Consider the following 12,095-nt stretch of genomic DNA (forward strand, 5'->3'; position numbering starts at 1 on the left):
ATCGCCCGCGAGATCTACAAACACCTCGCCAGCCCACGCACCACAGCGCCACCACTCCTTCAGACCACTTGACGATCTATAGGAGCTTCCGGCCGGCCCCACCAGCGCCCGGCGGCCGGGCGACCTGACGGCCCGACAGCTTCGTGAGCCTCCGTGCACTCCGTGCGCCGGTCGGCGCGCGATCGGCGCCGGAGCCGCGACGGATGGCGGATGACCTCCCCCGGGCGTGCTCGGGAGGATGGCCGTCATGGACCCCGAGCTCGAAGCGTTCGTCCCGTTCTTCCCCCGCACCGACCTGACCGACCCCGCCGCCGCACGCGCCGGCCTGGCCGCCCTGGCCGCCGCCGTCCCCGCACCCGACACCGCGGACCTGGACGTCGAGGACCGCACGGTCCCCGCCGACCCGGACGTCCCGGTGCGGATCTACCGCCCGCGGCACGCCGACGGCGGGGCGATCGTCTGGCTGCACGGCGGCGGCTTCGTCATGGGCGACCTGGACACCGAACACCCCTGGGCAGCCAGGATCGCCGCCGCGTCCGACGCGGTGGTGATCTCCGTCGGCTACCGCCTCGCCCCCGAGCACCCCTTCCCCGCCGCCTTCGACGACGCCTGGGCGGTCCTCACCTGGGCCGCCGGGCACGCCGAGCGGCTCGGCCTCGACCCGGAGCGGATCGCGGTCGGCGGCCACAGCGCCGGCGGCGGGATCGCCGCCGCGCTCGCACTGCGCGCCCGCGACCGGGGCGGGCCGGCGATCCGCTTCCAGCTGCTCAACCAGCCCGGCCTGGACGACCGTCAGGAGACCTGGTCGCAGCGGCGGTTCACCGACACCCCGTGGTTCGACCGCGGCAAGGCCGCCACGGCGTGGCGCCACTACCTCGGCGGCCGGCCGGCCGGCCCGTACGCCGCACCGGCCCGGGCCGTCGACCTCGCCGGCCTGCCGCCCGCGTACGTCGCCACCGCCGAGCTCGACCCGAACCGCGACGAGGACATCGACTACGCGCTGCGCCTGTTGCGGGCCGGCGTCCCGGTCGAACTGCACCACTGGCCCGGCACCTTCCACGGCTCGCAGGCCATCCTCTCCGCCGCCGTCTCGCAGCGGCAGAACGCCGAGCTCGCCGCGGCCCTCCGCCGCGCGCTGGCCCACCCGTACTGACCGAGCACCTCGTACCGATCACCTCGACCCGAGAGGACACCCGACATGAGGATCCGACTGGCGGTGTGCGCCGGCGCCGCCGCGCTGAGCATCGGCGCGGGCACGGCGGCCGCCGTCCCGGCACCGAACGGCCTGCGTCCCGGGCACGCCGACGAGGCGGGTGCCGCCGCCACCCCCGGGCTCGACCCGGCGCGGCTCCGGTCCGCCCTGGACGAACTGCACCGCGCCGGCATGCCCGGCGTCTTCGCCGAGGTCCGCGACGCCGGGCGGACCTGGCGCGGCGCGTCCGGGGTCGCCGACCTCGCGACCGGCCGGCCGATCCGCCCCGACATGCGCCAGCGCGTCGGCAGCGTCACCAAGACCTTCACCGCCGTCGCCGTGATGCACCTCGTCGAGCAGGGACGCCTGCGGCTCGACGAGCCGATCGGCGACCGCCTGCCGCAGCTGGTGCCCGGCGAGCGCGGGCGCGCGATCACCGTCCGGATGCTGCTCGACCACACCAGCGGCCTCGCCGACTACCTGTACGCCGCCTTCCCGTCGCTGGCCGACGGGTCCGCCGCCAGCCTGGAGGACAACCGCTACCGGCAGTTCGACCCCGACGAGCTGATCACCATGGGCGTGGCCGCACCGCCGGTCGGCGAGCCCGGCGGGGCGACCGGCGTCTACTCCAACACCAACTACCTGCTGCTCGGCCGGCTGATCGAGCAGGTCACCGGCACGCCCGCCGAGGAGTACATCACCCGCACGGTCATCGAACCCGCCGGGCTGCGGCACACCGGGTTCCCCACCGGCCCGCGCATCGAGGGCCCGCACCCGCGGATGTACGAGGCGCTGTACGGCCTCCTCGACCCGCCGCGCGACTTCAGCGTCTACAACATGTCCTGGGTGGGCCCGGCCGCCGCCCTGGTCTCCACCCCCGAGGACCTCAACCGCTTCTTCGCCGACCTCCTCGCCGGACGGATCGTCAGCCGGGAGTCGCTCGCGCAGATGCAGCTCACCCACCCGGTCCGCGCCTTCGACGGCTCGACCGTCCAGTACGGCCTCGGCCTGCACAAGGTCACCGTGCCCGGCTGCGGCACCTTCTGGGGCCACGACGGCAGCGCCTGGGGCGCCGGCACCGTGTCCCTCACCCGCGCCGACGGCGCGCGGCAGATGACGGTCGCCGTCAACCTGATGCGCTGGGGCCGGCCGGACACCACCGGCACCCCCGGAACCCACCCGATCGACACCGCCCTGGAGGCCGTCCACCACCTCGCCCTCTGCGGCGGGTCGTAGGCCCGCGCACGGCCGGGCCGCCCCAGGTGTGCGGGCGGCCCGGCCGGGGCAGCCGCCCAGCGGGCCCGCCCAGCGGGCCCGCCTGGCGTCCCGCTCCTGGACGACGTCCCCACCCGCTTCACCGGGCAGGTCCTCGACCACGCCGTCTGGGGCGACCACACCGGCTTCCTCCTCGCCCCGCAGTGCGCCCTGGCCCCCGACCCCGCCGCCGACGTCCTCACCCTCCGCGACGCCACCGCCATCCAGCCGGGCCACCCGGCCTGACCCGGCCCCGCCCCGCACCCCCACCGGTTCGGCGCCGGGACGGTGGGCAGCCCCGCGGGCCCGCGGGCCCGGTGGGAGAATGCCGGTGTGGTCTCGCAGGTGGAGTCCCCGCTCGTGGGTCGGGCCGCGCTGCTGACGTCGCTGTGCGGTGCGGTGGACGCGGCCGCGGTCGGCCACGGCGCCCTGGTGCTGCTGGCCGGCGAGCCCGGGATCGGGAAGACCGCGCTCGCCGCCGAGGTGGCGCGCCACGCCCGCGGCAGCGGGCTGGTGACGGCCTGGGGCGGCTGCGAGGACGGCGGCACCGCGCCGGCCCTGTGGCCGTGGCAGCAGATCGTCCGGGAGGTCACCGGGCGGACGCCCGCTTTCACCGACCCCACCGGTCCACCGGGCGGTGAGGACTCCCGGCTCGCCCGGTTCGACCGGATCGCGGCGTCGCTGCTGGCCGGCGGCCGCCCGCTGCTCGCGGTCCTGGACGACCTGCAGTGGGCGGACACCGCGTCGCTGCTGCTGCTCGGCCACCTGGCCCGGCGGGCCCGGCACGAGCCGCTCCTGCTGCTCGGCACCTACCGGGACGTCGAGCTCCCCGCCGGCCACCCGCTGCCCGCCCTGCCCGGCGCCGAGGTGGTGGAGCTGCGCGGCCTGGACGAGGCGGAGGTGCGCACGCTGCTCGGCCGCCACGGACCGCCGGCCGCGCCCGAGACGGCGGCCTCCGTGCACCGGCAGACCGGCGGCAACCCGTTCTTCGTCCAGCAGCTTGCCCGCCTGCGGGCCGCCGGGAGCTCCGGAAGCGACGGAAGCGACGGAAGCGACCGGCCGGGCGTACCCGCGGCGATCGGCCCGACGGTGGCCCGGCGCCTGGCCCGCCTGCCGGACCCGACGGCCCGGGTGCTGGGCTCCGCCGCCGTGCTCGGACGCACCTTCACCGCCGCCCACCTGGCCACGGCGACCGGGCTGCCCGCCGCCGCGGTCCCGGCGCTGCTGGAGCCCGCCCGGCAGGCCCGCATCGTCACGGAGGACGGCCCGTACGCCTACCGCTTCCTCCACGACCTCTTCCGCGAGGAACTCGTCGCCCGGCTCGACCCGCGCCGCCGCGCCACCGCCCACCTGGCCGCCGCCCGCGCCCTGACCGGCACCGCGGCCGCCGCCGAACTGGCCCGGCACTACGGGCAGGCGCTGCCCGCCGGCCCGCGGGAACCGGCGATCCACTGGGCGGTCCTGGCGGCCGAGGAGGCGGCGGACCTGCTGGCGTACGAGGAGGCGGCCCGCTGGTGGCGGCAGGCCGTCCGGCTCACCGCGCCGGACGATCCCGCCGCGCCGCGCCTGCGCGTCTCGCTGGCCCGGGCCGAACTGCGCGCCGGAGCCCGGGACGCGGCCGCCCGCGGCTTCGCCGAGGTCGCCGACCACGCCGCGGCCGACCCCGAGCCGGCCGACCCCGGGCTGCTGGCCACGGCGGCGCTCGGCCTGCACGCGGCGGGGGTGCGCAGCGACGACTCCCGGCGCGCCGTGGTCGAGCGGTTGGAGCGAGCCGAGGCGGCGCTGCGCGGCGGCCCGCGCCCGGCACTGCACGCCGAGGTGCTGGCGGCCCTCGCCCGGGAGCTGGCCGACGGCCCCGAACGGGACACCGACCGGGCCCGGGGGCTGGCCCGCCGCGCCGCGGAGCGGGCCGAGGCCGCCGGCGACCCGGCGGCGCTCGCCACCGCGCTGTTCGCCGAGCACGACGTCGAGTGGGCGCCGGGCACGGCGCGGCGCCGCCTCGCGATCGCGGGGGCGATGCTGGCCGCCGCGGTCGAGGCGCGGGATCCGGCGCTGGAGGTGGAGGCGGCGCTGTGCCGCTTCGTGGCGCTGCTGGAGCTCGCCGACCCGGGTGCGGCGGCCGCCCTGCACCGGGTGGTGGACGCGGCCGAGTGCTCCCGCCTGCCCCGCGCCCGGTACCTGGCGCGCTCGCGCGAGGCCGCTTGGGCCCAGGCACAGGGCCGCTTCGAGGACGGCGTCCGCCTGCGCGCGGAGGCCGCCGAGCTGGCCGACGCGATCGGCGAACCCGACGGCCCCGGGGTGACCGCCACGCAGCGCACCGTCGAGGCCCTGCACCGGGAGGGGCCGGCCGGGGTCGCGGCGGCGCTGGCGGAGGCGGGCGAAGCGGGGCTGCCGCCCGAGTTCCTCCCGTACGGGCAGTGCTTCGCGCTCCTCACGTCGGGCGAGCCGGACGCGGCGGCCGCGATCCTGCGGGCGCTGCCTGCGGCGGAGGAGCTGTCCCGGTTCCGCTGGCGGGCGCTGGCCGGCCTGGCGTTCGACGTGGAGATCGCGGTCGCGGCCGGCGTTCCCGAGGTCTGCGAGGACCGCTACCGGAGGCTGCTCCCGTACGAGCACGAGACCGTGGTGATCGGCGGCGGTGTGGCCGTCCTCGCCCCCGTGGCGCTGTACCTGGGCCTGGCCACGGCCGGCCCGAGGGCCCGCTCGCACCTGGCGGAGGCACTCGACGCCGCCGAGCGGCTCGGCGCCCGGCCGGTCGCCACCCGCGCCCGGCTCGAACTGGGTCTGGCCCTGCTGGCCGACGACCCCGTCTCCGAGCGCGGCCGCGAGCTGCTCGACCGGGCCCGCGCCGCCGCCGAGGAGCAGGGCGCGCACTGGCTCGCCGACCGTGCCCGCGCCGCGCTCGCGGGCGCCGCCACCGATCAGGTCTTCCACCGCGACGGGGAGCTGTGGACCCTCGGCTACCGGGGCCGCACCGTGGTCCTCAAGGATGCCAAGGGCCTGCACGACCTGGCCTTGCTGCTCGCCAACCCGGACCGGGAGGTCCCCGCCACCCGCCTGCTCACCGGCGAGGATGCCCCCGCGCCGGGCAGCGACGAACGGTCCGACCGGCAGGCCCGCGCCGCGTACCGGGCCAGGCTCGACCGCCTCGACGAGGAGATCGGCGAGGCCCGCGCCGCCGACGACCTCCCCCGGCTCGACCGCGCCGAGTCCGAACGCGACGCGCTGATCGCCGAGCTGCGCGGCGCGTACGGCCTGGGCGGTCGACGCCGGCGCCTCGGCGACGCCGGCGAGCGGGCCCGCACCACCGTCACCGCCCGCATCCGCGACGCGCTGCGCCGCATCGAGCGCGCGCACCCCGAGCTGGGCCGGCACCTCGCCGCGTCCGTCACCACCGGCCGGGCCTGCGCGTACCGGCCGGAGCAGCCGGTGCGCTGGCGGCTGTAGCCACGGATCCCACACGGTGTGAGCCGCCTTCCCACGCCTTCCGGTCACCAGCACGCAGTCACCAACACGCAGTCACCGGCACGCACGGAGAAGGTGGTCACGATGGCGACCGTTGTCGACACCGACCGGGTCGAGGAGGCCGTGGAGAAGGTCTTCGGAGAGCTCGGCGTCAACTGCACCGCACCCCTGATCGTCCTCGGCGACCGGCTCGGCCTGTTCCGCTCCCTGGCCGGCGCGGGCCCGCTCACGCCCGCCGAGCTGGCCGCCCGGACCGGGCTGGTCGAGCGCTACGTCCGGGAGTGGCTGCGCGCCGTCGCCGTGGCCGGGTACCTCGCGTACGACCCCGGGGCGGACACCTTCGCGCTCACCGACGCGTACGCCGCCGTGCTCGCCGACGACGCGGCGCCGACCGCGCTGATCGGCGTCTTCCCCGGGCTGGCGGCGCTCTGGGCCGACCTCGACCGGGTGGAGGGCTTCTTCCGCACCGGCGGCGGCATGGCCTGGGGCGAGCACCACCCGGCCCTGGGCCTGGCCCAGGAACGCTTCACCCGGCCCGCCTACGTGCACGGGCTGATCGCCGCCTGGATCCCCGCCGTCGAGGGCGCCGTGCCCCGGCTGGAGGCCGGTGCCCGGGTCGCCGACATCGGCTGCGGCCACGGCCGGTCCTCGGTCCTGATCGCCGAGCGGTGGCCGCGCTCCACCGTGACCGGGTTCGACCCCGACGACGCCGCGATCGCCCGCGCCCGCTCCACCGCCGCCGCGGCCGGGCTCGACGGGCGGGCCGTCTTCGAGGTCGCCGACGCCACCGGCTACCCGGCCGACGGCTCGTGGGACCTGATCACCTTCACCGACTCCCTGCACGACATGGGCGACCCGCTCGCCGCCGCCCGGCACGCCCGCCGGGCCGTGGCCGCGGACGGCGCCGTCCTGGTCGTCGAACCGCTGGCCGCCGACCGCTTCGCGGACGACTTCGCCAACCCGTACGCCCGGATCGGCTACGCCGTCTCCACCCTGGTCTGCACCCCGTCCTCGCTCGCCCAGCCCGGCGCCGCCGCGCTCGGCACGATGGCCGGCGAGGCCCGGCTGCGCGAGGTGCTCACCGCCGGCGGCTTCACCCGCGTCCGGCGGATCGCCGAGGAGAGCGCACCGCTCAACATCCTGCTGGAGGCCCGGCCATGACCACGCTCACCGCCGCCGACGCCGACACCCTCACCGCGCTCGACGCCACCGCCCAGGCCGCCCTGGTCCGGTCGGGCCGGGTCAGCGCCGAGGAACTCGTCACGGCCGCCGTCAGCCGCATCGAACGCCTCGACCCCGAGCTCAACGCCGTCGTCACCCCGACCTTCGACCGGGCCCTCGCCGAGGTCCGCGCCGGGCTGCCCGACGGGCCGTTCACCGGCGTCCCGTACCTGCTCAAGGACCTGGCCACCGAACAGGCCGGTGTGCGCTTCACCGAGGGCTCCGCCTTCCTGCGCGACCACGTCTCGCACCACGACCAGGAACTCGTCCGGCGGCTGCGCGCCGCCGGGCTGGTCCTGCTCGGCAAGACCAACACGCCCGAGTTCGGCATGGCCCCGACCTGCGAGCCGCTGCTGCACGGGCCCACCCGCAACCCGTGGGACCCGACCCGCACCACCGGCGGCTCCTCCGGCGGCTCCGCTGCCGCCGTCGCCGCCCGGCTCGTGCCCGCCGCGCACGCCAACGACGCCGGCGGGTCCATCCGCTTCCCCGCCTCCTGCTGCGGCCTGTTCGGCCTCAAACCCGGCCGGGCCCGCGTCCCGCTCGGCCCCGCCTACGGCGACGCCTTCGGCGGCTGGGCCGCCGAACACGCCGTCACCCGGACCGTCCGGGACTCCGCGGCCCTGCTCGACGCCGTCGCCGGACCCGAACCCGGCGACCCGTACCCCGCGCCGCCGGCCGTCCGCCCGTACGCCGAGGAGGTCGGCCGCGACCCCGGCCGGCTGCGGATCGCCTGGAGCCTGCGCCCCAGCGGCGGACACCCCGTCCACCCCGACTGCGCCGACGCCCTGCACGACGCCGTCCGGCTCTGCACCGACCTCGGCCACGACCTCGTCGAGGACGACCTGCCCGGCCTCACCGAGGACGTCGGACACGCCATCGGCACCGTCTACGGCGCCGCGATGGCCTGGATCCTCGCCTACTGGACCCGCGAACTCGGCCGCCCGCCAAGGCCCGAGGAGCTCGAACCGTACACCCGCGCCTTCTGGGAGCACGGCCGCGGCATCACCGGCGGCGACTACCTGCTCGCCGTCACCACCCTCCAGTCCTTCGCCCGCACCGTCGCCCGCTTCCTCACCCGGTACGACACCTGGCTCACCCCGACCCTCGCCCAACCGCCCCTGCCGCTCGGCGAGATGACCTCCACCGAGGACGACCCGTGGCGCACCGCCCGCGCCGGCGCCCCCTTCGTCGCCTTCCCCGCCGTCGTCGCCAACCTCACCGGCGCCCCCGCCATGTCCGTCCCGCTCCACTGGTCACCGGCCGGCCTGCCCATCGGCGTCCACGTCCTCGGCCGGCCCGGCGACGAGGCCGGCCTCTTCCGGCTCGCCGCCCAACTCGAAGCCGCCCAGCCGTGGTTCGGGCGGACGCCCGCCGTCTCGTAACGTTCCTCTCCCTTGGTAAACCGGATGCGGCCGACCCCGCGGCTGGCTAATGTCCCGGCGTGGCCCACACCTATCCCCCGCTGAACGTCGAGATCCGCACGCCGCGCCTCACGCTGGCCGGCGCCACCGACGAGCTGCTGGAACGCCTCGTCCCGCACGTCCGGGCCGGCATCGCCGACACCCCGCCGTACCCCCTCGACGACCCCAGCTGCTTCTACGCCGACAGCCCCGAACGCGAATGGCGCTGGCAGCGCTCGATCTGGGCCGGCCGCTCCCGCGTCACCCCCGAGGCGTGGCGCCTCTACTTCGCCGTCCTCGTCGACGGCGAACCCGTCGGCATGCAGGACCTCATCGGCCGGGACTTCCACCGCTTCGGCACCGTCTCCAGCTTCTCCTGGCTCGCCACCGCCCACCGCGGCCGCGGCCTCGGCAAGGACATGCGGGCAGCCGTCCTCCACCTCGCCTTCGCCGGCCTCGGCGCCCGCGAAGCCGGCAGCGACGCCTTCGTCGACAACAACGCCTCCAACCACATCTCCCGCAGCCTCGGCTACGAACCCAACGGCACCGACTGGGACACCCGCCGCGGCGAACCCGCCCGCATCCAGCAGTGGCGCCTCACCCGCGACACCTGGGAGCGGACCCGCCGCGACGACATCCACCTCACCGGCGTCGAAGCGTGCCTCCCCGTCCTCGGCATCGGACAGGAGCCCACCGCGCCGTGACCCACCACCCCGACCTCAGCCCCTACAACCCCTCCCTCCCGGAGATCGTGGCCGACGGGCTCTACCACGCCACGTTCGCGCCCACCTACCGCCGGACCCGGATCGGCTGGCTGGGCGCAGGCCACGACTACCCGGTGGGGCCCAGCCCCGACGGCTTCCGTACCCGCCTCCTCGACATCGTCCGCCGGCAGACGGTCAACGCGACGCGGGGCTTCCACGTCTGCGAGCTGTGCCCGCGCGGCCGGTCACGCGCCTCCATGCTCGCCGTCGAGCACAACGGCGACACCGTCCACCTGGGCAACAGCGAGATCCGCGTCCCCGGCGCCCCCGGCGAGGTCTTCGCAGCACCCACCCTCATCGCCCACTACGTCGCCGTCCACGACTACCTCCCACCGGCGCCGTTCGTCGACGCCGTCCTGCACTGCCCCGACGGCTGGCTCTCCGGACCGGACGCACCCGGCGTACCGACCGACGCGACCAAGCACGACTTCCGACCGCACGGCGCAACCCCCGACACCTGGTGACGGTCCGAATACCGGCCCGTCCAGGGTGGCCGCGCTGCTGCCCCTGCCGGTAACGTGACCCTCTTCGAGTGCTGTCGGTGCCCGGAGTCCCGAAGGTGGATGCTGATGGCACTCGGTGAGCTGCCCGTCGCGTGGAGCTTGCCCGCCGCGGATGCCCGTGCCGGTTGGCGGGCGTTGTGGTGGAGCGTCGGACCGGGCAACGAACTCGCGGTGATGCTGGTCCAGAAGAGGAATCTGAGCCGCTCCCGGCACACCATGGGTTGGGTCGGATGGAGCGTGGCCGCTCCGTGCGACGGTGTCCTGGTCGCGGTGTCGGGCGGAGTCGAGCACCGCACCACGGTGACCGGCATCCCTCCGCACACCACCCACCTGGTCCTGCTCCCGTGGTCACGGTTCCTGCTGGTTTCAGGCCGCACACATCAGGACGGCACCGGAGTCTGGGAGCGGAACGCGCTTCTGTACTCGCCCGAGGGACACCCCGTGAGCCGCTTCTGCGTCGGTGACGACATCGACTACATCCTGTCCGACCGCAACGGGAGCATCTGGACCTCGTACGGCGACGAGGGCATCTACGGCGACCACCCGGAGAGTGCTCCCGGTCTGGCCCGTTGGGACACCGACGGCACCCACACCTGGAGCCCTCGCGGTCGGCTGCCCGTGTGGCCCCTCGGCGGGAGCGCGGGCGCCACCGAGGAGTCCGCGGCCTGGCTCGCCTGGTACAGCCACAAGGGCCCCTTCGTGTCACGGGTCGACTCCGCCAGCGGCGACGTCACCACCTACCGCAACCCCTTGCGGGGCACCGACGGCATCGCTGTCCGCGGCACCGGGATGCTCCTCACCCGCCGCGACCACGGCCGGCCACGTGTCGAGTTGAGCCGCGCGGAGTTCCTCGACGGCACCTGGGTGATCACCGGTCAGGAGAAGCTGACCGTGCCCGGACCCGTGGTGCTGAGCTGCGCGCAGGGCCGCGACGGTGTCCTCTGGCTGCGCGCCGGCGACACCTGGATCCGGTTCGAAGTCTGAGTGCTGGACACCGCGTCGTGGGTTACTCCTGGGCCTGCCTGCGGCGGCCGCGTACCGCCCACGCGCGTGCCGTGAGGGCGATCGAGCCGTCCGGGCGGCGGGGGACGGCGGAGGAGAGGGCGTCGCGGACGCGGTCGCGGTCGGCCGGGGCGAGGGAGGCGACGTAGGCGGGTGCCGGGCCCTGGCCGGCCAGGAACGGGGTCCAGAGGTCGTCGAAGTCCGCGAAGACGGTGGGTACCTCGATGGCCGTCGTCGACACCTCGACGAGCCCCGCGTCCTCCCACCGCGCGCGCAGCGCCTCCGGCCGGCACAGCGGGAAGCGACGGCCCTCGTCGAGGTCCGCCGCCGCCGGGAGGACTCCCGAGGCGGCGTCCCAGAAGGACCGCAGCAGGCCCATCCCCTCGGCGTAGTCCCACACGTACGCCGCCACCGTGCCGCCCGGCCGGACGGCGGCGGCCATCGCGGCGACGGCCGCCGCCGGTTCGGGGAGGAAGTTCAGCATCAGCGCACTGACCGCCACGTCGCAGGTGCCGCGACCGAACGGCAGTGCCATCGCGTCCGCCACGACGAACCCTGACGCCGTCCGCTCGGCCGCCGCCCGGACGAACGCCTCCGAGCGGTCGGCCCCCACCACCCACCGGGGCTCGCACTGCTCCGCCACCACCGCCGACAGCACCCCGGTCCCGCAGCCGACGTCCAGCCACCGCAGTCCGGCACCGCACCCGAGCCACCCGACGAACCGCCCTGCGACCTGTCGGCTCCACCGTCCCATGTACAGGTCGTACGCAGCGCCGGCCGCCCACACGTCGTACCTCTCGTGCTCCACACGGCCACGATTCACCACCGACCGCTCCGGGGCGGCCCCCGACACACCCGGGAGCCGGTGTGGTGGATGATCAGGACGTGCTGGTGCGTACCGAACTGATGCCGCAGAGCCCGTCGGAGCCGATGACCGTCCGGGTGCACACGCCCGTCGGCAGCGCCGTCGCGGTGTGGCGCGGCGAGCCGCACGAGGCGGCCGGCCGGCACCACATCGAGTGGACCGTCGACGAGGACGTCCGCTGGGGCGTCAACACCCGGCGGGCGACCGTCGCCGAGCCGGGGCTGCGCGAGGAGTCCGGCCGGGTCGTCCTGCGAGGGCGTCTCCGGCTCGCCGAGGACGGCATGCCGGCAGTCCTCGAGATGGGGGAGTCGCAGCTGCCGTTCGACATCGGCTCGCCTCCGCCGGACGACGGCATCTGGGTGGAGATCACCGTCGACGCGCACAAGGTCGAGCTGTATCCGTATCTGCTCTGACCGGGCAGGACGGAGC

Annotated in this window: 10 protein-coding genes; 9 read left to right on the forward strand and 1 reads right to left on the reverse strand. The window is 76.2% G+C overall.

From position 1 onward, the window contains the following. Positions 1–247: 247 nt before the first annotated feature. The 8 genes from ACGFX4_RS34960 (at position 248) to ACGFX4_RS34995 (ending at position 10,783) form a co-directional block, all read left to right on the forward strand. Positions 248–1,153, forward strand: coding sequence for an alpha/beta hydrolase (locus tag ACGFX4_RS34960; protein WP_393083412.1), 906 nt, complete (start codon positions 248–250; stop codon positions 1,151–1,153). A 45-nt stretch (positions 1,154–1,198) separates the two neighbouring features. Beyond that, complete coding sequence (locus tag ACGFX4_RS34965; protein ID WP_393083415.1) at positions 1,199–2,428, forward strand: serine hydrolase domain-containing protein; 1,230 nt, start codon at positions 1,199–1,201, stop codon at positions 2,426–2,428. A gap of 351 nt (positions 2,429–2,779) precedes the next feature. Then, positions 2,780–5,890: an ATP-binding protein gene (locus ACGFX4_RS34970; protein ID WP_393083418.1), complete on the forward strand. Its 3,111-nt coding sequence runs from the start codon at positions 2,780–2,782 to the stop codon at positions 5,888–5,890. Positions 5,891–5,992: 102 nt separating this feature from the next. After that, positions 5,993–7,069, forward strand: a complete 1,077-nt coding sequence (locus tag ACGFX4_RS34975; protein ID WP_393083420.1) for a class I SAM-dependent methyltransferase — start codon at positions 5,993–5,995, stop codon at positions 7,067–7,069. Continuing rightward, positions 7,066–8,514 (forward strand): amidase, encoded by a 1,449-nt coding sequence (locus ACGFX4_RS34980; protein WP_393083423.1) that lies wholly within the window; start codon positions 7,066–7,068, stop codon positions 8,512–8,514. The genes ACGFX4_RS34975 and ACGFX4_RS34980 overlap by 4 nt, the downstream gene beginning before the upstream one ends. A gap of 59 nt (positions 8,515–8,573) precedes the next feature. After that, positions 8,574–9,236, forward strand: a complete 663-nt coding sequence (locus ACGFX4_RS34985) for a GNAT family N-acetyltransferase (RefSeq protein ID WP_393083426.1) — start codon at positions 8,574–8,576, stop codon at positions 9,234–9,236. Then, positions 9,233–9,760, forward strand: a complete 528-nt coding sequence (locus ACGFX4_RS34990) for a hypothetical protein (protein WP_393083429.1) — start codon at positions 9,233–9,235, stop codon at positions 9,758–9,760. Before ACGFX4_RS34985 ends, ACGFX4_RS34990 begins: the two co-directional genes overlap by 4 nt. Before the next feature lie 105 nt (positions 9,761–9,865). Then, positions 9,866–10,783 carry a hypothetical protein gene (locus ACGFX4_RS34995; protein ID WP_393083432.1) on the forward strand — a complete coding sequence of 306 codons (918 nt, stop codon included), beginning with the start codon at positions 9,866–9,868 and terminating at the stop codon, positions 10,781–10,783. Positions 10,784–10,805: 22 nt separating this feature from the next. Here the strand turns inward: ACGFX4_RS34995 and ACGFX4_RS35000 are convergent, their stop codons facing one another. Beyond that, entirely contained in the window at positions 10,806–11,609 is an 804-nt protein-coding gene (locus tag ACGFX4_RS35000; RefSeq protein ID WP_393083435.1) for a class I SAM-dependent methyltransferase, read from the reverse strand. Between the two features lie 59 nt (positions 11,610–11,668). On the opposite strand from ACGFX4_RS35000, the gene ACGFX4_RS35005 reads away from it, so the two are divergent. Further along, positions 11,669–12,079, forward strand: a complete 411-nt coding sequence (locus ACGFX4_RS35005; RefSeq protein WP_393083438.1) for a hypothetical protein — start codon at positions 11,669–11,671, stop codon at positions 12,077–12,079. Positions 12,080–12,095: the final 16 nt, after the last annotated feature.

Origin of the sequence: Kitasatospora sp. NPDC048365, from assembly GCF_043200835.1 — a bacterium.
In the GTDB taxonomy this organism is placed as follows: Bacteria; Actinomycetota; Actinomycetes; order Streptomycetales; family Streptomycetaceae; genus Kitasatospora; species Kitasatospora terrestris.